24 protein-coding genes are annotated in these 26,994 nt (G+C 43.0%); 9 read left to right on the top strand and 15 right to left on the bottom strand.

The features are described 5' to 3' along the window. Positions 1-79 precede the first annotated feature (79 nt). The 4 genes from queC to queF all read left to right on the top strand — a co-directional run bounded on the left by queC (position 80) and on the right by queF (position 3,017). Complete coding sequence (gene queC, locus WA407_RS10060) at positions 80-763, top strand: 7-cyano-7-deazaguanine synthase QueC (protein WP_254329356.1); 684 nt, start codon at positions 80-82, stop codon at positions 761-763. After that, a complete protein-coding gene (gene queD, locus WA407_RS10055; protein WP_025720580.1) occupies positions 756-1,247 on the top strand; it encodes a 6-carboxytetrahydropterin synthase QueD in 492 nt (163 codons plus the stop codon). The genes queC and queD overlap by 8 nt, the downstream gene beginning before the upstream one ends. After that, a complete protein-coding gene (queE, locus tag WA407_RS10050) occupies positions 1,240-2,103 on the top strand; it encodes a 7-carboxy-7-deazaguanine synthase QueE (RefSeq protein WP_254329357.1) in 864 nt (287 codons plus the stop codon). The genes queD and queE overlap by 8 nt, the downstream gene beginning before the upstream one ends. A 416-nt stretch (positions 2,104-2,519) precedes the next feature. Further along, entirely contained in the window at positions 2,520-3,017 is a 498-nt protein-coding gene (gene queF, locus WA407_RS10045) for a preQ(1) synthase (protein ID WP_307348252.1), read from the top strand. Between the two features lie 125 nt (positions 3,018-3,142). Here queF and WA407_RS10040 read toward each other — a convergent pair whose 3' ends face one another. Beyond that, positions 3,143-4,912, bottom strand: coding sequence for an acid phosphatase (locus WA407_RS10040; protein ID WP_336077300.1), 1,770 nt, complete (start codon positions 4,910-4,912; stop codon positions 3,143-3,145). A gap of 209 nt (positions 4,913-5,121) precedes the next feature. Beyond that, positions 5,122-7,113 (bottom strand): copper amine oxidase N-terminal domain-containing protein, encoded by a 1,992-nt coding sequence (locus WA407_RS10035; protein WP_336077299.1) that lies wholly within the window; start codon positions 7,111-7,113, stop codon positions 5,122-5,124. A gap of 357 nt (positions 7,114-7,470) precedes the next feature. Here WA407_RS10035 and WA407_RS10030 point away from each other — a divergent pair, with 357 nt between their 5' ends. Then, positions 7,471-8,739 (top strand): MFS transporter, encoded by a 1,269-nt coding sequence (locus WA407_RS10030; RefSeq protein ID WP_235307549.1) that lies wholly within the window; start codon positions 7,471-7,473, stop codon positions 8,737-8,739. Between the two features lie 50 nt (positions 8,740-8,789). On the opposite strand, the gene WA407_RS10025 is transcribed toward WA407_RS10030, so the two are convergent. Then, positions 8,790-9,716 (bottom strand): EcsC family protein, encoded by a 927-nt coding sequence (locus WA407_RS10025; protein ID WP_336077298.1) that lies wholly within the window; start codon positions 9,714-9,716, stop codon positions 8,790-8,792. Positions 9,717-9,849: 133 nt separating this feature from the next. Here WA407_RS10025 and WA407_RS10020 point away from each other — a divergent pair, with 133 nt between their 5' ends. Next, a complete protein-coding gene (locus WA407_RS10020) occupies positions 9,850-10,362 on the top strand; it encodes a GNAT family N-acetyltransferase (RefSeq protein ID WP_254329363.1) in 513 nt (170 codons plus the stop codon). A gap of 65 nt (positions 10,363-10,427) precedes the next feature. Here WA407_RS10020 and WA407_RS10015 read toward each other — a convergent pair whose 3' ends face one another. After that, positions 10,428-10,853, bottom strand: a complete 426-nt coding sequence (locus WA407_RS10015) for an Lrp/AsnC family transcriptional regulator (RefSeq protein WP_025720601.1) — start codon at positions 10,851-10,853, stop codon at positions 10,428-10,430. Between the two features lie 158 nt (positions 10,854-11,011). Between WA407_RS10015 and WA407_RS10010 the strand changes: the two genes are divergently transcribed. Both WA407_RS10010 and WA407_RS10005 read left to right on the top strand, forming a co-directional pair. Continuing rightward, positions 11,012-11,764, top strand: coding sequence for an MBL fold metallo-hydrolase (locus tag WA407_RS10010; RefSeq protein WP_254329364.1), 753 nt, complete (start codon positions 11,012-11,014; stop codon positions 11,762-11,764). Between the two features lie 76 nt (positions 11,765-11,840). Beyond that, a complete protein-coding gene (locus tag WA407_RS10005) occupies positions 11,841-12,740 on the top strand; it encodes an SDR family oxidoreductase (RefSeq protein ID WP_029516135.1) in 900 nt (299 codons plus the stop codon). A gap of 104 nt (positions 12,741-12,844) precedes the next feature. Here the strand turns inward: WA407_RS10005 and mmsB are convergent, their stop codons facing one another. The 10 genes from mmsB to WA407_RS09955 form a co-directional block, all read right to left on the bottom strand. Further along, on the bottom strand, positions 12,845-14,008 hold the full coding sequence (mmsB, locus tag WA407_RS10000; protein ID WP_254329365.1) for a multiple monosaccharide ABC transporter permease: 1,164 nt from the start codon (positions 14,006-14,008) through the stop codon (positions 12,845-12,847). After that, entirely contained in the window at positions 13,992-15,542 is a 1,551-nt protein-coding gene (gene mmsA / locus WA407_RS09995; RefSeq protein WP_336077297.1) for a multiple monosaccharide ABC transporter ATP-binding protein, read from the bottom strand. Before mmsA ends, mmsB begins: the two co-directional genes overlap by 17 nt. 32 nt (positions 15,543-15,574) lie before the next feature. Then, complete coding sequence (gene chvE, locus WA407_RS09990) at positions 15,575-16,660, bottom strand: multiple monosaccharide ABC transporter substrate-binding protein (RefSeq protein ID WP_336077296.1); 1,086 nt, start codon at positions 16,658-16,660, stop codon at positions 15,575-15,577. Between the two features lie 460 nt (positions 16,661-17,120). Beyond that, complete coding sequence (locus tag WA407_RS09985) at positions 17,121-18,170, bottom strand: hypothetical protein (RefSeq protein ID WP_336077295.1); 1,050 nt, start codon at positions 18,168-18,170, stop codon at positions 17,121-17,123. 323 nt (positions 18,171-18,493) lie between these two features. Continuing rightward, the gene (locus tag WA407_RS09980) at positions 18,494-18,766 is read right to left on the bottom strand and encodes a DUF255 domain-containing protein (protein WP_336077294.1); all 273 of its coding nucleotides are present in this window, start codon (positions 18,764-18,766) and stop codon (positions 18,494-18,496) included. A gap of 120 nt (positions 18,767-18,886) precedes the next feature. Further along, positions 18,887-20,611: a hypothetical protein gene (locus tag WA407_RS09975; RefSeq protein ID WP_336077293.1), complete on the bottom strand. Its 1,725-nt coding sequence runs from the start codon at positions 20,609-20,611 to the stop codon at positions 18,887-18,889. Continuing rightward, complete coding sequence (locus WA407_RS09970) at positions 20,608-21,705, bottom strand: dsDNA nuclease domain-containing protein (RefSeq protein WP_336077292.1); 1,098 nt, start codon at positions 21,703-21,705, stop codon at positions 20,608-20,610. The genes WA407_RS09975 and WA407_RS09970 overlap by 4 nt, the downstream gene beginning before the upstream one ends. A gap of 1,084 nt (positions 21,706-22,789) precedes the next feature. After that, entirely contained in the window at positions 22,790-23,509 is a 720-nt protein-coding gene (locus WA407_RS09965) for a hypothetical protein (RefSeq protein ID WP_336077291.1), read from the bottom strand. A gap of 323 nt (positions 23,510-23,832) precedes the next feature. Then, positions 23,833-24,159 carry a nucleoside triphosphate pyrophosphohydrolase gene (locus WA407_RS09960; RefSeq protein ID WP_336077290.1) on the bottom strand — a complete coding sequence of 109 codons (327 nt, stop codon included), beginning with the start codon at positions 24,157-24,159 and terminating at the stop codon, positions 23,833-23,835. Between the two features lie 76 nt (positions 24,160-24,235). After that, positions 24,236-24,778: a hypothetical protein gene (locus tag WA407_RS09955; protein ID WP_336077289.1), complete on the bottom strand. Its 543-nt coding sequence runs from the start codon at positions 24,776-24,778 to the stop codon at positions 24,236-24,238. Between the two features lie 452 nt (positions 24,779-25,230). On the opposite strand from WA407_RS09955, the gene WA407_RS09950 reads away from it, so the two are divergent. After that, positions 25,231-25,578: a helix-turn-helix domain-containing protein gene (locus WA407_RS09950; RefSeq protein ID WP_023987345.1), complete on the top strand. Its 348-nt coding sequence runs from the start codon at positions 25,231-25,233 to the stop codon at positions 25,576-25,578. Positions 25,579-25,620: 42 nt separating this feature from the next. Here the strand turns inward: WA407_RS09950 and hcp are convergent, their stop codons facing one another. Next, complete coding sequence (hcp, locus tag WA407_RS09945; protein ID WP_061831199.1) at positions 25,621-26,913, bottom strand: hydroxylamine reductase; 1,293 nt, start codon at positions 26,911-26,913, stop codon at positions 25,621-25,623. Positions 26,914-26,994 lie beyond the last annotated feature (81 nt).

The raw sequence follows: 26,994 nt of genomic DNA, 5'->3' as shown, positions 1-26,994 counted from the left end.
TCGGTTCAAGAACTCTCCTTCTTCCAAGTGACAAGACTCCGTGTCTTGCACCATTCCAAGAAGATCGAGAGGTTTTTTTATGTTTGCAAACGAAAAAGCGGTCGTCGTATTCAGCGGCGGCCAAGACAGCACAACCTGTTTATTTTGGGCAAAAAAACATTTTGCTGAAGTAGAAACCGTGACGTTCGATTATGGTCAACGCCACAAGCAGGAAATCGAAGTAGCCGCTGGAATCGCCCGTGAACTGGGTGTTCCACAAACGGTACTGGATATGAGCCTGCTTAATCAACTAGCCCCTAATGCCCTCACACGTACCGACATTGACATTACACAACAGGAAGGCGAACTGCCTAGCACCTTTGTAGATGGTCGCAACCTTCTGTTCCTGAGCTTCGCGGGAGTTCTCGCCAAGCAAAAAGGAGCGCGTCACTTGATTACAGGCGTTTGTGAGACGGATTTCAGCGGCTATCCCGATTGCCGGGATTCTTTTATCAAATCGCTGAACGTCACACTGAACCTTTCGATGGACTATCCCTTTGTGATTCATACCCCGCTCATGTGGCTGAACAAGGCCGAAACCTGGCAGATGGCCGATGAGCTGAAAGCTTTTGAATTTGTAAAAACACGTACACTAACGTGCTATAACGGCGTCATTGGCGACGGCTGTGGCGAATGCCCTGCTTGCAAACTTCGCCGTGCTGGACTCGAGCAATATCTCGTGATGCGCGGAGCTTCCTCCCAAGGAGTTGAAGGTCATGCGTGAGCCAGGTACCTTCCGCATTGTCGACAAGCTCCAGCAGTTCGGGACAGACATTGAGCACTCTCAGCTGCGTTATCACCGCAAACGTGTACTAGTCAGCAAACAATTTACATTCGATGCAGCACATCATTTGCACTGCTATGAAGGCAAATGCAAAAATCTGCACGGTCATACCTACATCGTCGTTTTTGGCATAAGCGGTATACCCGGCGAAACGGGTCTAACGCTGGATTTTGGTGACATCAAAACGATCTGGAAAGAGCGGATTGAACCTTTTCTGGACCATCGTTACTTGAATGAGACGCTTCCTCCAATGAATACAACGGCGGAAAATATGGTCGTCTGGATCTTTGAACAAATGGAGTCCGCCTTGACCTCGGATGCATACTGCAACCGTGTCGAAGGTGGACGTACCGAGTTTGTACGGTTGTTCGAGACACCTACCAGCTACGCCGAGTTCCGACGGGAGTGGATGCTCGATGAGTAATACCGTGACTACTCACCAACCCATGATAGCCTCCCACGGGACCCAAATAGCCCCTATTCCCGTACTGGAGGTGTTTGGACCCACCGTTCAGGGCGAAGGGATGGTCATTGGTCGTAAGACGATGTTTGTTCGTACCGCAGGCTGCGATTACCATTGCTCGTGGTGTGACTCTGCCTTTACCTGGGACGGCAGCGCCAAGGATCAGATCCGTCGTCTGAGTGCCACTGACATTTGGCAGGAGCTGAAGGCCATCGGTGGCGAACGGTTTTCGCATGTGACCCTTTCTGGAGGCAATCCTGCCCTGCTGCCGCAGCTTGGGGAGCTAATCACCCTGCTACGGAGCCAAGGCATTGCCACCGCTGTCGAAACACAAGGCTCCCGCTGGCAGGAATGGCTGTACGATATCGATGAGGTAACCCTATCCCCGAAGCCACCTAGCTCGGGTATGACGACCAACTGGGATGTGCTGGATGATATCGTCGCCCGTCTGTCGAACCGGAAGATGGCTGGTGAGCCCCGAGCTACGTCCAACGTCCCAACCGCAACAGGCTTGAAGGAACCCGCTAATGAATCTGCGCGGCTCTATACTGGAGCTTGCAGCTTGAAGGTCGTCATCTTCGATGACACCGATCTTGCCTACGCCCGCACCGTTCACGAGCGCTATCCACACGTACCGCTGTTCCTCCAGACGGGTAATCCAGATGTAAACACGGAGAACACCGGACAGATTGCGGAGTCCCTACTCCATCGTTATGAATGGCTTATCGACCGTGTCATGGACGATTCCCGACTAAACGACGTAAGAGTACTCCCACAGCTCCACACCCTCGTATGGGGCAACAAACGCGGCGTATAACACTTATATGTAATATATTCCGTATGAACTGTATGTGATACACAAGTTACACCAAATTAGTCGAAGTACATCCTCGACATCCAAAAGAGAAACCCTCGTCCGTGAGGGCGGGGTTTCTCGCAAAATAACGCTCCTTTCATATAGGAGCGAGCATTATTCACTTCTGCCCCAACCTACAGGTAAACAAGCAGGGACTTTATGGTGTTGACGGCGGTCGGCAGCGAAGCGGAGGAATTGAAGCTGGAGAAGCGATAGCGTTCGCCTTTGAAATGGGATTCTAACCTATATCTTTCATCTTATCAGAAAGAATCCCATTTCAACAGCGATCGGAAGCTCAAATCCTTCGCGGAGCGACCTCCCCATCACCATAACTCCCTCTCTCTTTTACCAAACTAAACTTAAGGAGCCTCATCCATATGACCGGAAGAACACCCGAAGAAATGACCGACGTTACCCTACTTGGCAATCAAGGCACACAATACACGTTTGCCTATGATCCCGCCATTCTCGAAAGCTTTGATAATAAACATCCGTATCGGGATTATTTTGTAAAGTTCAATTGCCCGGAGTTCACCAGCCTGTGCCCGATTACAGGACAGCCTGATTTTGCAACCATCTACATCAGCTACATTCCCGATATTAAAATGGTAGAAAGCAAATCCCTTAAGCTGTACCTGTTCAGCTTCCGTAACCATGGCGATTTCCATGAAGACTGCGTCAATATCATCATGAATGACTTGATTAAGCTGATGGACCCTCGCTACATTGAAGTATGGGGCAAATTCACGCCACGCGGTGGCATCTCTATCGACCCGTATACCAACTACGGCAAGCCAGGAACGAAGTATGAAAAGATAGCGGAGCACCGCATGATGAACCATGATATGTACCCGGAAAAGATCGATAACCGTTAAGTTGATACTCCCTATCCTTAAACCATAAAGTGCACCCCTAGAATACACGTTGGGATAACCTTCTGGTTTATCCCCATGTATTTTAAAGGTGCACTTCAATTGTTATATAGCGAACTAATTATGTTTTACTTAGTGACTTTCAAATGAACACTGTTAGCTGTATAGATAACCTTCACTTTATAATTGGTTGGTAAACCTACCGTTTCAATGGAAGAAAATGCGCCATTTCGTTTAGCATAAGTTAAGATCGTAGCACCATTAGCCGGTACATATTTGTTAGAAAAATTCAGACGTAATTTTCCGTTGAGTATAGCTGTTCCTTTTATTTTGAGCACATCATTTTTACTGCGCAGGTTAAGCTCAAGTGTTCCCTTGGCAGATTGTCTGTAATTTCCGCCAATAATCAGCTTTCCAGAGGCATTTTTAAGAAAAGTTCCCCCGTTATTCGTAATTCCACCACTTCCGAAAGCCGTTTCCGAAGTTCCCTCCAAAGTACCTTGGTCGATCTGTGTACCCCCGGAATACGTATTGTTGCCCATTAGCTTCAACGTACCTGTTCCCTTTTTAGTCAGCTTTCCAACACCAGAGATATTATTGCGCCAGCGATCCAATGCATTGAAACCGCCTTTGGAAGCATCCATATTCACCGTCACATTATTGGCGAAAGCGCCGTAGCCATCCGCAGCTGAAAACAGGTTCAATCGTCCCCATCCCTCAGCATCATCAAGTACAGGATACCCGGAAGGAATCCCTGTAGTAGCCAAAACCCAACGACGTTGTGTGCTATCCAGGTAAGGCAAGCGTGTCTCCAACAATACCTCAGCTCCCTTAGGCACTGTCATTGGTGTCGTAGTTGGATTAACCTGACTGAATCCGTATGTTAATCGTTGATTATAATTTTTTTTGTTTGTGACATAATTGCTGAACCGATCTGGAGCTGAACCTTTTTGGGACAGCAGTTGTTTGCGAGCATCCTGATAAGCCGCTTTCTTCAAACTGCTATTGGCTGGATCAGACAGGATAGCAGCAGCCATCGCTGTTGCCATGACACGTCCTCCCATAACATCAAGCGGGGAATGCATACCAGCAACAACACGGTTATTGCCCAGCTCCGAAGCTCGCGTCAGCAGTTCCTGATAACGCTCCGGCACGGCATAGGCCATAGCAATAGAACTGAGATACGCAGCATTGGTATGACCGCTAGGAAAGCCGCCATCGCTAGTAGCATCAGCTTTGAGAGCGGGAATAAGGCTCGGAACAACCACTGAGTTATCGCTCCAGCGAAATGGGCGAGGGTAGCTAAAATAAGACTTAGCCGGGTTCGTCGTAGAGTATTCCCCGCGCAAGGTATTTACCAGATTTACGATATTGCTGAGATTGGAGCTTGTACTCCCAGCATTCGTTCCCTCATCTTCGTATTTCTTAGTCAGGGCATCTGCCGGAATGTCGTTGATCGTTGTCGTGGCACCTGCATTCTTTCGATATACATCAGTGAGCGAACCTAGACCGTCGATCACACTGTAGCTCTGGTTTCTGCGATCATCCAAATAAGCTGCATCAGCCTCACTGGAAGTGCGACGGGCAGCTATATCAATCACTTTTTGAATATTGGCGTCCAGCACGCTGCTGTTTAGCTTGGTACCTGTATCCCAAGTAGCACCGGGAGTCCAAAGCTTATTAAATTCGGAGAGCAATCCGAGAGTCGGATTAGAGCTTTCCGTCTTATTTGCAGAACTATTATTTTTATAATGATCTACGAAGTATCCCCATGACGGTTCTGTTGGAGTTACCGTTGTTGGTAGGGTTGCCGCACTCGCATAACTTCCACCCAGGGAACCTAGAAGTAATGGTAAAGATAGTAATGCAACTGATAATGGTTTCCTTAGCGATTTCATTCTCAAATCAGATCCTCTCTTCTCTTGTGCTCTTCATACTTTCTCTACGGAGCTATTATCTAAATAACAAGATGTATGACATAAAGAATCATATCTTAAGTTTGTTAAATCAAGAGCTTAGTTTTGTTAAATGAAAAAAAGGCATCCCAAGAGCCGTATATACGACTCTGGAGACACCTCGTTCAAACCGTTATAGAAAACCAGCTACCCTACAGCCATACTTCTATGACTTTGCCATTCACGAAAGCTACCGCCTTGAAATAAAGACTACGGTTGCCGTATACCCAGGCTTCGACTTGAGTTCCGTTTGAAGCAGCCCCCTTTTCTCTGACTGTTGGGTTTCCCCATGCGAACTGCACCTGCGTCGTATTCATGCCCAAGCTTACCTCATTATTTTTAATCTTGTTCCAGATGGCTTGCGACCATTGGTATTTCTTGTACGGATCGTAAGTCAGAAATTGATCGGAATCAGACAGCATTTGTGGAATGCGTGAAGCTCCGATGATGGAAAACGTGTCATAAGTTTCGCCATTGGCCCCCTGGAAAATAACTTCGTAAGATTTAACACCATTCGGGTCCGTGCTGACTTCGATATCTTTAACTGTTACCTTGCCAAATCGCTCTCCAGCGCTATAGAAGTTATTGACCCAATAGGTTTTGCCAATTAATTTGGACAGACTGCCCAGATCAATGGCTCTGATAATTTTTGCCGTTTCCGGCGTCTCAATGACCAGCTTGGTAGCGCCCACAGATAATTCTCCTTGCTGACGGTCACGATTCCATTTGAATCCGCCCAACTTCAGATCGGTCAGTAATGTTCCCGGGAATACAACCTGTCCGTTAACCGTTTGAACCTTGCCCTTCAGTGCAACAGATTTACCATTCACCATTGCGGTGGAACTCCCTTTTTGGAGTACGATATTGTTTTTACCCAGCTTGATCGTAAAGGTCTGGTTTGCCACGGTAACAGATCCACCCAGCGTCTTGAACACAGACTGCACAGGCAAATACACATTGCCGTTCAGTATAGCCGCCCCGGTCAAGGTTTGATCGGACGAAACCTTTAGTGTAAAAGAAGAGGGTATTCCTTCGGTCCGCAGAGCTACGGATGTGCTTCCAATGCCCCTTACTTTGAGTGTACCGGAACCATTCTGCTGTAGCTCGGCAACCTGCGGTTTCTCCACTTCAATCTCACTAGCTTCGGGATGACGTGTTAGTCGATAACCGTTCGAATACGTCTCTTGTACATTTAATTGAATCGTATCGCCGATGGCAGCCTCTTTAGAGGTCGTCAACAAGGACATACCCGTTAATGTAGGCAAGCTCAGCGCAGTCGTGATTCCGTCCTTATAGCCGACCCAAGAGCCATCCTTTAATTGTGCAAAAAGCTCGTCAGGCGAATCAACCAACCGTGCAACATTAGACAACCCGCTAAGCTGCACAGCTGGATATTTCTTCATTCGGTCATAGCTCCATACAGTCCCATCATGATGTACAGTAATCAAGACATGTGTACCTTTTTTCCATAAAATCGAAGCAATATCACTTCCCACTTCGCGCGGTGGTTCATTGGTCAGCATATCCAGCATCGTGACATGGCCATCTTCCTTAAGTACTGCAGCATACGCCGTACTCATTTTGATATCAAGCGCACCATCTACATGACCTATCTTGCGAGGCTTAGATTCTGCGTACCCTGTGGAATACCATACATCACCGGATCGAGTAAGAACCGTAAAGTAGGTACTTACCTTGTCACCGTCTATAGCATCCGATATTCCCTCAACCTGTTCTCTTCCCCAGGAGATCGTCCCATCGGTTTTAATAGCCAAACCCTCACCTGTAATTTCTTTAACTCCTGAGGATTGAGCCGTCACTTTTGGGGCGGAGTTATCATCCCAGATGGCTACCTTCCCGTCCTCAGTCCAGCCATAATAACCTTGGCTCTTGTCTTTACTGCCTGTAATGCCTTTCAAATTCAATTTCTCAATAACCGGGCCATCTATACTCTTTCTCCATAAAGAACCATCATCCAGTATGTAGTTATTCCGGTCGATCACGTCTGTAATTTTAGCGTTTTTCCAAGTGTTGTTCGTCGTTACATTTGCCGCTACTGCTGTTTCTCCATTGTTTAACGCAGTTCCCACCACCGCTCCACATACCAAAGATACTGCCAGCAAAATCTTCGTTGCTTTTCTCATCGTGGTTCCCCTTTTCTATCTATATTTCCATATCAGTATTTTGCATAATTCCATTCCCAACGCTCAAAAATACATTATATAGACGAACTAGATCACTTCGATCTCTATATTTCTGATTTGAAAAGCGCTCTTGGGACTTATGCAAAATACTCACATATATATCGGTTTTGAGGATGGTAAATGTTTGAATTTGGATATGTCATTTTAGAAATTCTAACTAAATGGAGCAATGAAGAGTATCCAGCAGGATGGGCAAGCAGTAATGAGTAAAGGTGGCCTTTATCCCACTTTCAGCCATTTGCTGCAAACGGATCGCTTCCTATATCTTAAAATATACATACATATTCGGAGGTTGCCATGACTAGTAAATCTGCTACAAAAACTGAAACGGGCCGATCGCTCCCCCTCCCGGGTCCACAAGCGAAAGGCACCGTTTTTGCGATACTGATTGCGATCAGTTTCGTCCATCTGTTCAATGACTCGATTCAATCGGTCATTCCAGCGATCTTTCCGATCTTAAAGGAATCTATGAGCCTGAACTACACGCAGATCGGCTGGATTTCATTTGCGATCAATTTTACAGCTTCAATCATGCAGCCCGTGATTGGCTTGTTTTCAGACAAACGGCCTACGCCCGCTATCCTTCCCATCGGTATGGGCTTTACGCTGACTGGCATGCTGTTGCTCGCCTATGCTGCCGATTATAAAGCGGTGCTGATCGCAGTCATCTTTGTGGGTCTGGGCTCGGCTGCCTTTCACCCTGAAGGCTCGCGCGTATCCCATATGGCGGCCGGGCCGCGTCGGGGATTGGCACAATCCATTTTTCAAGTTGGCGGCAATGCGGGCCAATCGCTGGCGCCGATGCTCACGAGCTGGATTTTTATCCCGTTAGGACAATTTGGCGCGATCTGGTTCACAGGTATTGCGGCAGCGGGAATTGTGGTGCAATCGTTCATCGCACGCTGGTACGGTAACGTCCTACGTACAGAAGGCATTGCACGCAAAAAAGCGGTGGCACGCCGCATGAAGCCCGAAGTGCGTAACCGCGTTATGTTTGCCATGATTGTCCTCATTCTACTGGTATTCGTCCGTTCGTGGTACTCGACCTCGGTCGGAAGCTACTATTCGTTTTACCTGATGGAAGTATTTAAAATGCCATTGGCTGATGCACAGCTTTACATTTTCCTGTTCCTCGGGGCTGGAGCGCTGGGTACCTTCTTTGGCGGTCCGCTCGCGGACCGTTTTGGTAAACGCAATATGATTTTTCTGTCCATGGTATTAGCCGCACCACTCGCGCTGGCACTACCTTATGCCAACCAATTCTGGACGGCGATCCTGCTGGCAATTATCGGATTTATTATGCTGTCTAGCTTTTCGGTCACAGTCGTATATGCGCAGATGCTCGTGCCCGGCAAAATCGGGACCGTGTCCGGTCTCATTACGGGCCTCGCTTTTGGCCTTGGGGGTGTGGGCGCACTCGTGCTCGGCAACTGGATCGACAAGGTAGGCATCACTCACATCATGTTCCTGTGCGGCTTTTTGCCACTGCTCGGCATCTTAACCTTCCTGCTTCCTACAGATAAAACCCTGAACCGTTGGGCGGAAGAAAATGGAGCCGAAGTGTAACAGGCAAACGTGTGGCGGCCATTTTGGCCGCTGCACACCTTTATACCCAACTAACGTAACTCCTCACTCTCTACTACTGTCAAACGCATTAAAATCCGACGCTTCCGATACAGCATTTTCCCTGCTTCAGCTACGTCACTAATAGCGCTTCGGTTCGCAATGGAGCCAAACAAAATACCCGCAATCGGGACCATTTGAAGCAGCTTTTTCCATCCAAACTGGTCACGATAAGTGTTAATGACCTCTCTCCATCCCTGCATCTGGGAAAAAACCTGTGCCTGACGTGAAGGATCATCAAACAAAGCCAGCTCCTCTAATACGGCCTTCTTACCCACAATATCGGATGAAGCAAATTGCATACATTTAATAATAAAAATGCGTTCCTGCTTATCATGGGGATTAAAGCCATAACACAAGGCTATTTCCTGAAGCACTTTGAGTGACAAGCCGAGCAAAAGAGGAATATCCGCCGCAATCGTAAACACACCGCCAATTCCCGTTGTTGCTCCCTGAGCGGTAGCAAAGGTAATGCGAGCCGACGTCATATCGTCAGCAGTCCGATCCATGATTGTTAGCGGGAGCTCAGCCGCCTGCTTCAACTCCCACCTAGGTTCGGCACTATGTTCCGAATCAGCGTTTTCCCCGGCATGAGGCAGGTCCTGCGTATCCGACACGGAATCTACGCCATTTTGCTGAATTACATGTTCATGGGCCGTCTTTTTCAGCCTGTTCAGAACCGTTTCTTCCTTCACCAAATATTTGCCGCCGTTCTGAATGAAACTACCCATTTCATTAAGCAGTTGCTCCAGCTTGTCTTTAATGACTTTGGGCGTCAGCCGATCCAGCAACATAAAAGGCCATCTGCCGATTTTTTCCCAGAAAAAAATGTCCTTCTGTTCCTTTTCCCATTTTTCAATATTCTTCAGCTCATGACGCAATACATCATGGCTTTCCCGATATTCTGTAAGCTGCTTCATAACCGTAGACGTCTCCTTTTGACTATGCTAGTTTATGTATGGGTAATACGTAAGTAAGGCGAGTTCAGGTTTCTTTTTTTAGCAAACTAGATGATAAAGAAAGTTAAAAATCCATACAGATCGGAGTGTAATGATGAATAATCCCACATTCGCCTCACAGTCTTCTTCAACTGCTAATGTAGAGCTTGTCCCTTACCATTGTGAACATGATGCCATTTTACATACCTTCTACTTGCCTGAGGAGCAGAAGCAGTTTACTGGAATGCCGGATGAAATGCTGACACTGGCCAAGGAAGATCCGCACCGCCATCCTGTCGTGATTACGGCTACTAGAAGACCCGTTGGATTTTTCATTTTATACGATGGGGATGAATTAGCGGACTATACGAATATTTCTGAGGCACTGTTGCTGCGCGCGTTCTCTATTCATTACGCAGATCAGGGACAAGGATTCGCTAAAAAAGGGCTGCTTCTACTACCACAATTCATCGCCAGACACTTCCCACATATTCGCGAGATTGTACTGGGCGTCAATGCCCGTAATCTGCCTGCCCAAAGTCTGTATCGCAAATGCGGCTTTATCGATGAAGGCAACACTAAAATGGGACAACACGGATTGCAGCATATTTTAAAAATAAGCCTATAACGTTGACCTCATAGCCCTCGCCCAAATAAAAAAGCTTTCGGCACAAACGCCGAAAGCTTTTATCGTTAAATCTCACCAATGGAAAAACTCAATTTGTAATTACCAAACTTCGTAAGCTCATCCAGCATGGTATTTAACTCTGCCTGTGATGACATGCGCAAGCGCATCCAATAACAGCCTTCCCCACTCACTCGATGGATTTCGACAATATAGGGATGCTCCCGTGCAAAAGCCTGGAAAGCACTGTGAGTTGTTCCTGAATTCAAAAAAACCGTAATAAAGGCATGAATCGTCTGTCCAATTTTCTCAGGGTTCCAGCGCAGCGTATAGCCCTCGATAATGCCCGCATCCTGCATTTTTCGAACACGCGCTCCTACTGCTTGGCCTGTCAAATGAACAAGCTGACCGATCTCCTTGTGCGATAAAGAGCTGTCTTCAATTAAATGATGAAGAATGCGCAGATCGGTGTCATCAGGTACGAATAGTTCCATAGTTATTTTTCCTTTCATGATGAAACGATAATGCTGGTTTTCCTTTCAGCAGGCCGTAGCCTGTAGCTCCTTGCGTCAGATATGATTGTAACAGAAACAAAGAACCACCGAAAATACACTCTGTCCAAAAACATTCACTACCAAAGGAGCTTCCATAGATGAAAATCACACTAATCCGCAACGCAACCTTATGGATCGAATACGCTGGAGTAAAATTTCTGGTTGATCCGATGTTGAGTGATGCTGGCGCAAATCCGCCGGTTCCCAATACGGAAAATGCCCGCCGTAATCCGCTGGTTCCCTTGCCGCCGCAATGGCAGGCACTCGGACAGCCTGATGTTGTGATCGTTACACATTTGCATCCCGATCATTGGGACCCGGCAGCAGTACGCTGGTTGGACAAACAACTTCCCGTCTTCTGCCAGCCCGGAAATGAAGAACAAATTACTGCTGACGGTTTTACACAGGTTACTCCGATTTCGGTGGCTGGCTCCGTGGGAGAAATTGAGCTCATCCGTACTACCGGGCATCACGGCACCGGAGAAATCGGGGAACAGATGGGACCCGTATCCGGCTTTGTGTTTCAGGCACCAGGTGAACCTGTCGTCTATTTGGCCGGGGATACGATCTGGTGCAGTGAAGTCGCGGAAGCACTGGATAAATACCGTCCGGAGTGGACAATTGTGAACGCTGGAGGGGCTCGGTTTACGATTGGTGATCCCATCATTATGACTGCCCAAGATGTAACGGCTGTTGCGCAGCATGCCTCTTGCACACAAATCGTGGCTGTCCACATGGAAGCAATCAACCATTGTTTACTAACTCGCTCCGAGCTTACGGAATACATCAACCGTGAAGGTTTGGAGGGACGTGTCCATATTCCAGCAGATGGAGCGACGATTTCGGGATAAGGCGATAATCCCGAGTCACCGCTTGCGCCTATTTTGAATATATTGGATTTCAAAACGGCTAAAGAAGGGATTATCAATGAATTGGCAATATCCTTATTATGGTACAGAAACCCAATGTAAAGAAGTTCCGATTACCTTTCCTCCCCAGCATCAATATAGACAACCGGGGTTGGAATACCTGATGGTTCCACGCCCTATTTATGATAATCCAAAGTATATCGGCACCGGAAAGCTTCAGGATCGGGTGGCTATTATTAGCGGTGGGGACAGTGGTATTGGTCGCGCGGTTGCAGTGGCATTTGCCAAGGAAGGGGCTGATGTGGTCATTGCCTATCTCGATGAGCATCGAGATGCTATGGAAACCCGTGATGTCATTCACAGGCTTGGCCGACGTTGTTTGTTAATTCCAGGTGATCTAAGGCTAAAAAGCAACTGCTGTCTGGTTGTTCAACAAACGATGGAAACCTTTGGTCGGATTGACATCCTGATTAACAACCTAGGTATTCAGTTTGTGCGCGAATCGTATCTGGATATCAGTGAGCAGCAGCTTCGTGATACATTTGATACGAATATTATTTCCTTCTTCCATATGACTACAGAAGCATTGCCGTATATGCGGGCTGGGGCTAGCATCGTCAATACGGCATCGGTGACAGCCTATGTTGGTCAAAAGAATATGATCGACTATTCAGCCACCAAAGGAGCTATCGTCAGCTTCACCCGCGCTTTGGCTAATAATCTGGTCGATCAGGGTATTCGCGTGAATGCCATTGCTCCCGGTCCGATCTGGACTCCGCTAAATCCGGCCACACAGTCGCCTGAAGTCATTCGCACCTTCGGCAGCAATACACCAATGAAGCGTGCCGGGCAGCCTTATGAATTGGCTCCTGCCTATGTGCTGCTGGCTTCGGATGACGGTTCCTACATTACAGGCCAAACGCTGCATATAAACGGCGGCCAAATGGTCACGACTTAGTTTCGTTGGCTGATAGCCACAAGACCCAACAAGCAAGAAAACCTCCAGCATCCACATTTTAAGTGGGACTGGAGGTGTCTTGTTTTACGATATCGAATCTGAGCTTAAGCTGATCTTTTGTTTTTGTTGTAAATATCGAAGGCAACCGCCAGCAACAGTACCAAGCCCTTGATTCCTTGCTGCCAGTCAATACCCAGACCGATCAGAGACATACCGTTATTCAGTACACCCATGACCAAACCACCGATAATGGCTCCAAAAACGGTTCCGATCCCGCCGGACGCCGAAGCTCCACCGATAAAGCAGGCTGCGATGGCATCCAGCTCAAAGTTCGTACCCGCTCTCGGCGTAGCCGCGTTCAGACGTGCAGCAAAGATCAAACCGGAAATGGCGGCCAGCACACCCATATTGACGAATACCCAAAATGTTACCTTTTTCGTTTTGACACCGGACAGACCCGCTGCCTTTTCATTTCCACCCAACGCATACACATGACGGCCCATAATCGTGCGGTTCATGATGAAGGAGTACACAACGATCAGTATGAACAGCAGCACGAGAATGTTAGGTATCCCCGCGTAGCTCGCGAGCATGAAGGTGAACAAATTGATGACCGCAGCTACCACAATCAACTTGAGTACAAATAAAGTTTGTGACGGAACCTCGAATCCATATTTAAGCTGAGAACGACGTTCGCGAAGTTCATTCACGATAAACCATACCGTGAGTGCAATACCGACAATGATGGATACCAGGTTATAACCGGTAGATGAAAAATCCGGTAGGAAGCCTGAACTGATTTTCTGGAAGCCCCCCGGAAATGGAGAGATCGATTGACCTTCCAGCACGATCATGGTCAATCCACGGAAGAGCAGCATCCCCGCCAATGTAACGATAAATGCCGGAATCCGTACATAAGCGACCCAGAACCCTTGCCATGCGCCGATTAACGCCCCGACCAGCAAAGATGCAATCACAGCGATCCATGCTGGAAGCTGCCAATCGACCATCATTATGGCGGCAACCGCACCGACAAAAGCGGCTATGGAGCCGACGGACAAATCAATATGCCCAGTGATGATAACCAGCACCATCCCGATGGCCAGCACGAGAATATAGCTGTTTTGCAGAATCAGATTTGTAATATTAATCGGCTTCAACAGCAGGCCGCCCGTCAGCACCTCGAACAAAATCATAATGACGACCAGCGCAATCATCATGCCATATTGGCGGATGTTATTTTTAAATAGTTTAGTTATGGTTTCCATGCTTCACGCCTCCTGACTTGGTCATATATCTCATCAACGTTTCCTGCGACGCGTCCTCACGGCTAACCTCTCCAGTGATCCGCCCAGCATTCATGACATAAATCCGGTCACACAAACCTAGTACCTCTGGCAGCTCGGACGAAATGACCAGCACTCCCTTGCCTTCAGCGGCAAGTCGATGAATAATCGTGTAAATCTCATATTTGGCGCCCACATCAATGCCGCGTGTCGGTTCATCCAGAATCAGAATATCCGGTCCGGCAAAAATCCATTTGCTCAGCACCACCTTCTGCTGATTGCCGCCACTCAGATTACCCGTTTTCTGTAAAATGCTCGGCGCTTTGATGTTCATGCTTTTTTTCATTTCCTCTGCAACAACGACTTCCTCCTGCTCATTGACGACAGCGCCCTTCGTCAGCTTGTTCAGGCCAGTCAACGAAATATTACGCTTGATATCATCCATCAGGATGAGACCGTACTCCTTGCGATCCTCTGTCACATAGGCAAAGCCGTTGTTGATCGCGTCCGTAACCGTGTTGTTCTGGATCGGCTTGCCGTCTTTAATCAGCTGACCGGAAATGTTGCGTCCGTACGACTTGCCAAAAATGCTCATCGCCAGCTCGGTCCGTCCCGCCCCCATCAGCCCGGCAATACCGACAATTTCACCGCGACGAATGTTCAAATTCACCTGATCCAGCACCTTTCGGTCTGCATGATGCTCGTGATACACCGTCCAATCCTTCACTTCCAGAACGACTTTGCCAATCTCGGCATGACGCTCTGGATAACGGCTGGTCAGATCACGTCCAACCATCCCGCTAATGATCCGATCCTCCGTAACCTCATCCTTCTTCATATCCAGTGTCTCAATCGTCTTCCCGTCCCGCAAAATCGTAATCGAATCTGACACCTTCGCGACCTCATTCAGTTTGTGGGAGATGAGAATGCAGGAGATGCCCTGTCTTTTAAATTCCAGCATCAAATTAAGCAGATTTTCACTATCATCCTCATTCAACGCTGCTGTCGGTTCATCGAGAATAAGCAGCTTTACCTTTTTAGAGAGCGCTTTCGCAATTTCGACCAGTTGTTGCTTCCCGACCCCGATGTTCGTAACTAATGTATTGGGATTCTCACTCAAACCGACCTTGGACAGCAGATCGCGTGTACCCACAAAAGTCTCTTTCCAATCAATCACGCCGCCACTGGCGCGTTCGTTACCCAGATAAATATTTTCCGCAATCGAGAGATACGGGATCAGCGCCAACTCCTGATGGATAATGACAATGCCCAATTCCTCGCTCTGCTTGATATCTTTGAACTCACACGTTTTGCCCTGGAAAACAATATCCCCTTCATAGGTTCCATGCGGATATACACCGCTTAGTACCTTCATCAGCGTCGACTTGCCCGCACCATTCTCACCGCACAAGGAATGGATTTCGCCTTCCTTGACCTTGAAATTTACATTTTCCAATGCCTTTACGCCGGGAAAGGTTTTGGTAATTCCCTTCATTTCCAAAATGATTCCAGTCATGGGATACGCTCCTTTCGGTTGGATTCCTACTCTTATTTCAATCCGATTTGCTCTTTGGTGTAATAGTGACTGCCGACAATATCCTTTTCCACATTCGTCCGATCCACCGAAATTGGATCAAGTAAGTAAGCAGGAATGACCTTTTTACCGTTGTTATAGGATTCCGTGTCATTCACTTCCGCTTGTTTGCCCTGTAAAATGCTGTTGGCCATCACGACCGTTTGCTCAGCCAGCTTGCGGGTATCCTTAAATATGGTTTGCGTCTGCTCCCCGGCCACAATGGACTTGATCGAAGCCAGTTCCGCATCCTGCCCTGTAATGATCGGCAGCGGCTTGTTCGCTGATCCATATCCGACCCCTTTCAGGGATGAAATGATACCGATGCTAATGCCGTCATACGGGGATAGTACCGCGTCCAGATTGGCCCCTGAATAGTAGGCACTCAGCAGATTATCCATCCGCGACTGCGCTAATGCTCCATCCCATCGCAGTGTAGCGATCTGCGCCATCGTCATCTGCTTGCTGCGCACGACCAGTTTGCCGGAATCCACGTACGGTTTAAGTACAGACATCGCACCATTAAAGAAGAAATAAGCGTTATTGTCATCCGGTGAACCACCGAATAGCTCGATATTGAATGGGCCCTTGCCTTCCTTAAGTCCTAACTTTTTCTCAATATACGCCGCCTGTAGCACGCCCACCTTAAAGTTATCGAAGGTCGCATAATACGTCAGATACGGTGTGTTGCGAATCAGACGGTCGTAAGAAATGACCTGAATGCCTCGGTCGTGTGCCTTCTGAATTACATCCGTCAGCGTGTTTCCGTCGACCGAAGCGATCACCATAACATTGACGCCCTTGGTGATCATATTTTCGATTTGGGAGATTTGGTTTTCCACCACGTCCTCGGCGTACTGTAAATCCGTTTTATAGCCTTGCTCCTGAAACAACCGGACCATATTCTCTCCGTCCCCTACCCAACGCTCGGACGATTTGGTCGGCATGGAAATGCCCACATAGCCTTTTTCCTTGCTACCCGTTCCACTCTCCGCCAAATTACAGGCCGAAAGCATCAGGGCCAAAACCAGAAGCCATACGACAACAGCTCCTTTTTTCATATGAAGTTCCCCTTTCCTCATGTGATGCGGGTCAATTTGAAGGTAAGGATTTTGCAAAATCCTCAGGTCAGTGCTGATTAGACTAGAAGTTAGATAGCGCTTACATAAGTGAGGCAACGAGTACCTCTCCTTTTTTTATGTGCAAACACATGGTATCATTCCAGGCCGGGAAAGGTCTTTGCTGGTTTTGAACTTTTTTTATAAAATTTTAACCTTTGTGATGGGGAGGGAGACGGGATTGGATTTGAGGAGAATGGAGATTGTCGGGAAATAGCTCATATATTTTGAAACACAAAAAGACTTTAGCCTTCTTACGATTGGCAAAGTCTCGATTTGTTGAATTATTAAATCGGCTATCTAAAGAGTTCACACTTTTATTTACAATTCATCAATGACAGGTACGTGTGGGTCAATAATTCTTGGATATACCCAAATGTATAGTGAACTAACTTACGTAGAGTTACAAATAGTCATCAAAAAGATTTATCCTCAATTTTTCAAAAACAAAGATTCGGAGAAAGTTTTTATTATAAATATCCGAAAAATTTCTTGCCTTCCTTATATAAAGCGAAAATTTAATAAATTGCATTTTCCTAGTCTCATCATGAATTAATCTATTAAAATAGTCTATATTATATGTTACTTTTAAGTCATATAACAGCACACATCTTGTAAGAAACTCCTCGATTTTCTTGAAATTTTTTTTCAAGTATAGGCTGTATATTATATCACTTAATCGCTTACAATGTTTTGAACTATTCACAAAATATGAAATAACAATCTTAGTTTGGTTGTTTTCAGGAAATATATTCAAATATATCTTATCACCAACGTGACCACTATACCTAAACTTAAGATAAGTCATTGGAAAAAAAGACAGACAAGAAATGAAGTTTGCTCTTTTGTCAAGAGTAATTACTTTGGTTTCTATACAATCCCAATTGCTATTCAAGTAAGCTTCTTGAAATTTTTTTAGAATTTTTTCACTACGCAATAAACCAATACTTGCACGATTATTAGCAAGCTCACTGTGACCTGTTTTTATTTCTTTATCATTTACATTTTTCTCATGAATATAATCAAAAATAAATGCTCTTAAAGCAAACTGAAAACATTGTTGCTTATAGTTCGCCCCGTTCTCATCCAACTTAATACCATTTTCTATCTTGTCAAATAGAGACTTATCATGCTTACCACATAGAATATTCCTAGTATTCGCTGTATTACTAATATGTACAGGAGCTAATAAATCTTCAAGTTTCCCCCTTTCCTCTTTTTCATAATACGATTCATGTCGGATGTTAAAAACAAGAACTTTATCATCTTTAGAAGCAATTCTGGATAGGTAATCTTTCTCTGATATTATATGACTCCCTATTGTCAATTTGTTTTTTTTATTGCCATCACATGTATGTTTAATGTCTTTAAATAGACAAGCTTGTTGTTTTTCCAGTCTTCTTAATACTTCCATATTTTTATGTTTAGAATTACCAGTTCTTTTCTTACTCATTTATTTCCTCCTAAAATTTGTTTGAAGCGTCTTACTTTTTTTCAGAATAAGGCTCTAAAATTTCGTCCCTAGTTATTTAAACTTCCTTAGCTCATAAGATACTTCTCCGCTTTTGCGAGTAAAACGATCCGTCGTTACGCTTCGAGCGGGCAAGTGACGAATAATTCCTCATCCTTATTTGCACACTCTTCTATAATTGACATTAATGTTATCAGTAACCGATTGAATATCCATATTTCCAAAAACCTGGTAGACTAGCCCACACTGTTCATACCACTCCTTGGATATTCGAAATATTTTGCGTTGTTTGTGTGTTGTTGATGTCATTTTCCGTTGAGCAGACGACTATTGGCAGTGATGATTTCATTCTGTTCGATTTCCTCCATTTTTAAAAGACTACTTTTAAAAAATGACAGGTACGTGTGGGTCAATAAATAGCTGTACTCAATAGAAAGGAAGACAGGCTTTTTGTCGCGCTTCTCGATATCAAGAGCCTCTTCCGACCAAGGGAACCAATTCACCGAATTATGTGCGGGTTGCAGCAAATAAGGTGACTTTTCCTTGGCTAATCTATTGGGTACTTTGTGAGTCGTCATTGGGCATCACTAGGGTTAGTTTACCCAAAAAGGTGAGGGAAGGCGCAGAATATGAAAAAGAAGAACGACATCTCTGTCGTTCCACTAAATGATCGAGTAGCACAAAATTAATTACTCCTATCAATTAATAATATTCAGAGTTTCATCTAAATAAACTTCCATGCTACCATCATAATGAGTTAAAAAAGCGCGTTCTCTTACCCCTTCTCCTATACAAATCAATTTAGCCATTCCATTAAAATATTTTTTACTATATTCATGTATGCTTTTTTCATTTTCTTTAGTTTCTGCAATTGACAGTATTAATTGAGTATCATTCGGTTTATTTTTCCCAATAAACTCAATGATAGCATTTTTATTTGATTGCTCAATATCTTCCTTAAAAATTGCATCAAGCATAAAGGGAAAACGATGTATACCATCAGTCTTTTCTATTAATTTATTTAAAGCAAAGTTATATGCAAGTACTGTTTTATGAAGCTCAACCCCTTGAGAAGGAAATGCTGAAATGTTATATAACGATATATATCTATCTTCCTTTAAGGTCTTTACACCTAAATCATCAATATATCCTAGGAATAGACGCTCAAATTCTTTACTTTTTGATATTCTGGATTTTTGGACTTCTTCTTCTGTTTTAAACCCTTTAAGGCTATTCTCAATAGTAATTTTTTCGTTACTTAATACCCCAAGTTTATATCTAATGTCATGAATTAACTGTATATTCACTTTATTATTCAACCAACTATCAAAAGAAATATTATGCTTAAAATACCTTTTTAATATTCCATATGTTTTTAAGTTATTTTCTTTACGAACATTTATAAGTTTTCCTAAAGAATTAATTTCCCCTTGCAGCTTCTTTATCATCGCTTTACATTTTACCATTTCTTCCTCAGTGTCATTCTCTTCTTGAAAATACTTATATGACGAAGTAATACTAAATGAAAGTTCCCGATCACAAGCAGGACATGTTCCCTCTAAAGGGTTTTGTTTCTTGTGATGTCTTGACACTTTTCGCAGTAAAGACAATCGTTCTTTATAATAGCTCTGTTCATTGCATTTAGAAATATATTCTTCTTCATTTTCATTTAAAAGCACCTGATTATCACTGTGTAACTTAATATATTCTAATGACTCTTCAATAAATTCTTCATCAACTAGTTTTGTAATTTGGAACTCGTCATTACTATTTTCCAAATTTATATAAAATTTAATTTCATCTTCTTTACTCTTCAATTTTCTTTCCAATTCCTGCTTTTTATCCCTATCAACAAGTGATTCAATTCCCAAATAATAGTCAAGATAATCTTCTTTAAGATTTTTATAATACTCAAGGCTACTAAAGGATTTTCTAAGGTATACCCACCCTACTGACTGAGGTATATAATAAGGCAAAAACATTGCTTCGATTGGAGCAGCTTTGTACCCCTCCTTATTCTCTAATTTAAGTGTGAAATTAAATAATTCATGAAGGAATCCTTTAAGTTTAATATGTTCAGCAGACTGATTCGCTCTAATACCATTAAACCTCATAATAGGTTTATCTACCCTTTTAATGAATATCGTTTCATCATCTCTAACAAAAGTAATTTTTTCACTTTCTCCATTGTTAATTACTTGAAAGTCTACTCTTATAAAAGCACCTTCTTCAATAATTTCTTTCAAGTGGTCGTTACTGTCATTTATACCCAGCGTGTATAAAAGCATCTGAAAAACCGTGCTTTTTCCTGATGTATTTTTTCCATAAATAATGTTTATACCTTGATCAAACTCTGTGTAAAAATATTTATTTTCACTCTCTGAAAATGCAAATAGTTTGTTTATTAATAATTTTGTTTTCATAATTGTCCCCTTACTTCTATATATGCAGCATAAATAGCAGCTTTTATACTTAGCTCTGACAATTGAGAACTTATGTTTTTTCGAAACATTTGATATAATTCTAAAATACAATCAGTCTCGACAGTAAAGCGATACATTACATTACTATTCTCCTTAACAAAGGAGAGTATTTTTTTATGTTCAGTTTGTTGATAATCTTTAAATCTATCAAAGCTATTAATAAAATTCAGCTTAAACTCGCTCTTATCTGGAATGGAAATTTCCAGATTTATACAAACTTCTTTTTCCTCATTTCGCCACAATTCAAATGCCATCGTTTTTGTAGTAATTATATCAATAGCATCATTAATACTTGCAGAACTAACACGTTTTGATTCATCCATTAACTTTACAACATTGCCTTGGTTTAAAGTGTTTTCTACATCTCTAAATAGAAGCAACAGCGCATCTACAGCAGCTCTATGATCACTGACCTTTGCTCCAAATATTCTACTGAGCTGTCCAACTAGTGAATCCTTCTGCCCAGCGCTTTTCTTTGGAAAATCAATATAGGCTAATGAAACATTATTTAATTCCTTTAAACCTTCTAGATCCTTACCTAGCAATTTCGTTAATTCTGCTTCAATTTTATTTGTAATCTCAGTATCTAAATCAGTAAATTTTAATCTACTATTACTCTCGTTAATAGTTATACTTTTATTCTTATTTTTTCCTCTAAGACCATTACTTAATTGTATAGAGTTGTTAGTTATGAACTCTAAGTTATGTGTATAGTTATTTACTTTAGGCATACTATCTGCATTCAGTGATAAGCCTACTCCAGTCATTTTTCTAAGTAATTCATATAAGCCGCTCATTTCCCACTTTTCAGAAGACTTCTTTGCTTGATAAGAGTCAATAGAAGAAATAAGCTCATCATTATTTTGATAACAAAACAAAAAATCATCATGATGTTCAATACAAATAAAGTACTTTCTATCTTTTAAATCATTATACTTATCGAACAAAAAGTATAATGCACAATGTTTTTGAAATTCAGTCCCCGTCGAACCATGAACACCAGCATTTACAGCAGCTTTACTTTGATTATTCATTGTCTATTCCTCTACACAAATTATTTATATAAATTTGCATTAATCCATTTCCTCCGTCACACCAGGGGTTATAGTATTAGGAATATTTCGACAAATATATTCAAATCCCTTCTATTTTATACATTTTTCTTCTTCAGTGGCTTTCGTAAACTGCCGCTGATTAGTTGATTTACCCGTTCTGCCATGTTCGAGGAAAAGGTTGCAATTCTGAGAAGCTGGTCAGAGTTGCATCATCTACAAGCAGACCAATCAAGTAATGATTACTTTTTGCAATGGTGTCGACCATACCAATATCTCCATTCATAGATTTTCTTACCATTAACTCAATATGTAATAATTTTAACATATATCGAAACGTATGTTTGCTTTATTCAGAAAAAAAACGCCATCTATGCCGTTTTCATTTAAGTTATACTGAGAACTAAAGTAATCAACCGATGACTTCTTACATACCATGAAAGCTGAGGCACGTCACCTGGAGACATAAACGATACATATGAGCCGAACAATTATGTAATGACTCTTATGGGGAGAAGTGACAGTAGGAAAAGCAAGGCATAATTTACGGATGTATTTGAGTCATTTGCGAAAACTCATTAGGAACGATGAGTACCATTTTCTTAGGTTGGACAAGGAACATATTTACTTAAGCGGAAATATAGAATGTAACTTAACCGCATTTATTAAGCTGCTGGATGAGGCTTTTGAACAGGATTCCATACATAAACAGCAGCTTTAGCAGCTTTATAAGAACCCATTCAGACCATTGTCCTATGAATGGATATTAGGCTACGTGGTAAATGGGAAGACAAACTATTTATGCTTAGTCAGTTTATGTCTGAGGCCAGCTTGAATTCAGAGCAATTAAGTATAGCTATTAAGTACATAAAATGGGCGATTCATTCATTTCCAGCCGGATAATAATGAGATATTGGCGTGGATTGGGCATTTATAGTAAATTCAATATAGTAAAAAGCATTACCCAATTTAAAAACTCCCGTGCTTTTGGCTACGAGAGTTGAGTTGATTTCTATTTACAGCTGGTGCTATAGCTATGTAGGTCTCATTATGATTGAATGGGTCTTTATTTGAAGTATTTAATTAGAGCATTTTCTTTAGGATAGTAAATATAAAAATCTCCATCTCCTATCTTAGCAATATTAGAATTTTCACTTAGTACATGTCTTTCATTATCCAGCATATATAGCAAATATAAACCTTGTAAAATATCATGAGGTGTTTGAATTCGCTCAAGTTTATACATTTTTATTTCCGGTTTATTAAAGTACCTAAGAACTGACGGATAAAATGTTATCAAGATACAATGAAAAGCCACAAGAGCCAAAAAGGCAATAAACCCATAGATGTAATTCTCTTTAACTCCATTTAAGACTTTACTTTTGTTATAACATATTAAAATTAAAGGCATACAAAATGTTAATAAATAATTTGTAAATATAGAGATATTTAGAACTCTACCTTTTACTTGCTTAAACCATGAACATACCCAATAAATTAAAATGATAATCAGAGTTATAAAATATAAAATAATATCAACCATCATTATAACATCAAATATCCTAGGATTTATTTCAGACATAAACATTGGAAGTAAAAACATAATTACCATTATCGAAGACAACAATATTATTTCAATAAATTTGTCCCACATATTCACGTTTCTTGGCTCTACCACCATATCCACAATAGTTTTATTCGATGTTCTAATAAATAATCTAACCCAAACTATGATCGTCCCTACAACAGTAATTAATGTAGGCAGTTTTTCAATAATTTCTTGCACTAAGGAACTCCCTTTCTTTTTTGAAAATATAATTTATTAGCACTAATTAATGGATTAATTACACATTACTATTTAAAGTTGTTTAACCAGGATATTTTAAGACTCCAAGGAATGTAATTTATCCGAGTATTATCATACTACAAGTCAGGAGAATATTACTTTTGATAATTCTGAAGCCTCAGATAAAAAGCTCTTGCTAATACAAGTTGTAAAAAATTGATTCACACGAACATCTCATCAATGGCATGTACGTAAGAATCATCAAACGTTATCTATACATAATATATAAGAAAATAGGTTTATTCTATGTGTACCACTTGACGTTAAGCTTCATCTACATCAATTAAAAACACCCGCTCCTGGAATCCGCCTCGGGCCTCGGCTTTGTCTGCCCGCAGCTTGTCCAGCTCTGCTGCATTCGCCCCATGTACTTCTGCCAGCGCTCGAATGACTTCCAGCATATCCGCCAGCTCTTCCAGCGCATCCTGATCTTTGTCCGCTTCAAAATATTCCTCGGCTTCTTCACGAAGCTTCGTTCGCAGTTCCTGCTTATATTCCTCTGGGTCCAAAATGCGTGTCCGACATTCCTTGCCTTGAGACATAATGATATGCGGAATCCGATCCCGCACCAGTTTGTTGTATGTAGGCATATGAAATAACACCCTTTCTGATGTGGAAGTGTTAGTTATCATCCAACATCTTCCTTTTCATCATTATATCATTAGCTCAAAAAGAACCGGGTATGATTGATAAAAGATCTACCGATTCATTGAACGGACTTTCTTTATAAATAGATGGATATCGCTTAGATGGATCAGCTACGATCCGCTGTGACAGAGACTCTAGAATAGAGTCCGTTTTATAAAGCAACCTGTCTACTTCCCCCAGCTTCATCGGCTCTTTAGATACATCATCTTCTCCCGAAACCAGATAATGTACCGTACCGATAAACAGCACCATATCTAAATTGGGCTCAGCCTCTGTGTGAATTAAAGGGAACAGGTCAGTCACGGATAAACGAATATACAATGGAATGATTTGATTTCGGTGAACATAAATGGCCTTAGCCATAGAAAACAGCGCACGATCACAAAGAATGAGGCAGTTGTGAAACTGATGATGGTCGCGCATCATCTGTGCAAGCTTGATCTGGTATTCGGCAAGCTTTTGAAAATCCATCATGCAATTCAATATGTAGGTGTCGCTGTACTTAGGCAGTTTGAAATCGAAATCACTATGTAGTTGGGGACTTAAGGAGTAATGTTTCAAAGGGAATCAACTCCTGAATTAAAATTTCATAAACGAGGATTTTGCAAAAATCCCATAAGCGACTTCTAATGAACAAGATATAGATCGAAATGGTTTAGTTCGTCTATATCTTGCACTTCGGAGCGACTGGAATCGAATTTTGCAAAATCCTGAAACAATGTGAGCAACGTAGCACAATTATGTAACCATCAAGATGTATAATTTTCTAGCTATCGGACAAGCTTCATAATAAATATTACTATATAGTAGTTTTTAATTCAATTTACTTACTAACACTTATTAATTAGATGTAACTCTTTCTCTACACTTCTAACTAGAGGATTTTGCAAAATCCAATAAGCGACTTCCAATAAATAATATATAGGTCGAGATGATCTCGTTCGTCTATATATTACATTTCGGAGCGATTGGAATCGAATTTTGTGAAATTCTTACTATAGAGAGGTGTAATCATGTCAGAACTTTTAGAATTGGTCGGTACGCGTATTCGAGATATTCGAAAGTCTAAAGGGCTTTCCCAAGAAGCTTTAGCCGAAAAAGCAGGATTCAATTCGAGTTATATTGGTTTCATTGAGCGTGCGGAGAGAAATATATCTTTAAAAAATCTGGAGAAAATAGCGAAGGCATTGAACGTGGGCGTCTATCAGTTGCTTACATATGTAAAGGACAATGATGAGCTTACCGAAGAAGATTCGAGTATAAAAACCATTTTGACTCTCCTAAGAACTCGTGAATCCAAAGATACTGAGCTGGCATTAAAGATTCTTACAGACATCTTTATAAGAATCGATGAACGATGAAACAAAAAAAGGAACTGCGCTTTGCAGTTCCCCACCAATCCCTTACGACAATGCCAACATCGCTTTCATATCTTCCTCTGCTGTTGTAATCAGCTTCAAGCCAAACATCTCCACCAGCACATCCAGTACGCCAGAAGAAATAAACTCAGGCGGCTTCGGTCCTATGCGAATATCCTGAATGCCAAGGCTGAACAAGCCCAGCAGGATGGCGACCGCTTTTTGCTCAAACCAGGACAATACAATGCTGACAGGTAGTTCGTTCACCGTACAACCGAAAGCATCCGCTAATGCCAGAGCGATTTTCACAGTAGAACCCGAATTGTTGCATTGCCCCAAATCAATATAACGCGGAATGCCGGTATCTCCAACGGTGCCATAATCCACGTCATTAAAGCGGAATTTACCACAGGACGTGGTCAGAATGACCGTATCATTCGGCAAGGATGTAGCTAGCTCACGGTAATAGTTGCCGCCTTTGCCCGGTGCGTCGCAGCCTGCAATGACGAAGAAACGGCGGATATGCCCGTCTTTAACCGCCTGAATAATCTCAGGAGCCAGCCCGATAACCGTTTCGTGATGATATCCTGTCGTAAGCACCTGCTCCGAATCTACATCTGCGGCTGGCAGGGCTAATGCACGCTCGATCAATGGTGAAAAGTCGTCGTCCATGATCTTGGCTACTCCCTCCAGCCCAGCTACTTCATAAGAGAAGAAGCGGTCTGCATACGTGCCTTTAATCGGCATAACACAATTCGTCGTGGCGAGAATCGCACCCGGGAACTCCTCGAACAGTCTACGCTGATCGTACCAGGCTTTACCGATATTCCCTTTGAGATGTGCATATTTCTTCAATGCCGGATAACCGTGGGCAGGCAGCATTTCTGAGTGGGTATAGATGTTGATGCCTTTACCCTCCGTTTGCCGCAACAATTCCTCCAGCGCATACAAATTATGTCCAGTCACGACGATACATTGGCCTTCAATTTTATTCTGACTGACGGTAATCGGCTGCGGAATACCAAAACGATCCGTATGCGCACGATCCAGCACATCCATGATCCGTACAGCTGCATTTCCGACCTTCATCGCCATTTCCAAATGCTCTTGTACATTAAAGTTAGAATTGGTTAAGGTCATATATAACGCTTCGTGCGTGATCCGATCCACCTCAGGATCGCTATATCCCAACTGACGAGCATGTGTTGCATAGGCAGCGATCCCTTTTAATGCAAAAATCATCGTATCCTGCAAGCTCGCTACCGTCTCATCCTTCCCGCACACCCCAACTACTTTACACCCGCCACTCGGCGTCTGTTCACACTGATAACAAAACATATTGTTTTCCTCCAAATATTGATAGATATTTGTTCGTTATCCCCAGCGTAACAAACCCCTGAATGCGTAGGTGTGATTACA

The organism is Paenibacillus sp. 203, assembly GCF_037027525.1.
Lineage (GTDB): Bacteria > Bacillota > Bacilli > Paenibacillales > Paenibacillaceae > Paenibacillus > Paenibacillus polymyxa_B.
Note: the sequence above shows the minus strand (reverse complement) of the source record. Positions and strands in the feature narration are given on the sequence as shown.

Bases quoted from the DNA above. Each gene is read 5' to 3' on its own strand.
- WA407_RS10030 (WP_235307549.1), top strand. From the start codon at position 7,471: ATGACTAGTAAATCTGCTACAAAAACTGAAACGGGCCGATCGCTCCCC.
- queE (WP_254329357.1), top strand. From the start codon at position 1,240: ATGAGTAATACCGTGACTACTCACCAACCCATGATAGCCTCCCACGGG.
- mmsA (WP_336077297.1), bottom strand. From the start codon at position 15,542: ATGACTGGAATCATTTTGGAAATGAAGGGAATTACCAAAACCTTTCCC.
- queF (WP_307348252.1), top strand. From the start codon at position 2,520: ATGACCGGAAGAACACCCGAAGAAATGACCGACGTTACCCTACTTGGC.
- WA407_RS10010 (WP_254329364.1), top strand. From the start codon at position 11,012: ATGAAAATCACACTAATCCGCAACGCAACCTTATGGATCGAATACGCT.
- WA407_RS09970 (WP_336077292.1), bottom strand. From the start codon at position 21,705: ATGAATAATCAAAGTAAAGCTGCTGTAAATGCTGGTGTTCATGGTTCG.
- mmsB (WP_254329365.1), bottom strand. From the start codon at position 14,008: ATGGAAACCATAACTAAACTATTTAAAAATAACATCCGCCAATATGGC.
- WA407_RS09975 (WP_336077293.1), bottom strand. From the start codon at position 20,611: ATGAAAACAAAATTATTAATAAACAAACTATTTGCATTTTCAGAGAGT.
- WA407_RS10035 (WP_336077299.1), bottom strand. From the start codon at position 7,113: ATGAGAAAAGCAACGAAGATTTTGCTGGCAGTATCTTTGGTATGTGGA.
- WA407_RS09985 (WP_336077295.1), bottom strand. From the start codon at position 18,170: ATGAGTAAGAAAAGAACTGGTAATTCTAAACATAAAAATATGGAAGTA.
- WA407_RS10015 (WP_025720601.1), bottom strand. From the start codon at position 10,853: ATGGAACTATTCGTACCTGATGACACCGATCTGCGCATTCTTCATCAT.
- WA407_RS10025 (WP_336077298.1), bottom strand. From the start codon at position 9,716: ATGAAGCAGCTTACAGAATATCGGGAAAGCCATGATGTATTGCGTCAT.
- hcp (WP_061831199.1), bottom strand. From the start codon at position 26,913: ATGTTTTGTTATCAGTGTGAACAGACGCCGAGTGGCGGGTGTAAAGTA.
- queC (WP_254329356.1), top strand. From the start codon at position 80: ATGTTTGCAAACGAAAAAGCGGTCGTCGTATTCAGCGGCGGCCAAGAC.
- queD (WP_025720580.1), top strand. From the start codon at position 756: ATGCGTGAGCCAGGTACCTTCCGCATTGTCGACAAGCTCCAGCAGTTC.
- WA407_RS09980 (WP_336077294.1), bottom strand. From the start codon at position 18,766: ATGACGACTCACAAAGTACCCAATAGATTAGCCAAGGAAAAGTCACCT.
- chvE (WP_336077296.1), bottom strand. From the start codon at position 16,660: ATGAAAAAAGGAGCTGTTGTCGTATGGCTTCTGGTTTTGGCCCTGATG.
- WA407_RS09950 (WP_023987345.1), top strand. From the start codon at position 25,231: ATGTCAGAACTTTTAGAATTGGTCGGTACGCGTATTCGAGATATTCGA.
- WA407_RS09960 (WP_336077290.1), bottom strand. From the start codon at position 24,159: ATGCCTACATACAACAAACTGGTGCGGGATCGGATTCCGCATATCATT.
- WA407_RS10020 (WP_254329363.1), top strand. From the start codon at position 9,850: ATGAATAATCCCACATTCGCCTCACAGTCTTCTTCAACTGCTAATGTA.
- WA407_RS10040 (WP_336077300.1), bottom strand. From the start codon at position 4,912: ATGAAATCGCTAAGGAAACCATTATCAGTTGCATTACTATCTTTACCA.
- WA407_RS10005 (WP_029516135.1), top strand. From the start codon at position 11,841: ATGAATTGGCAATATCCTTATTATGGTACAGAAACCCAATGTAAAGAA.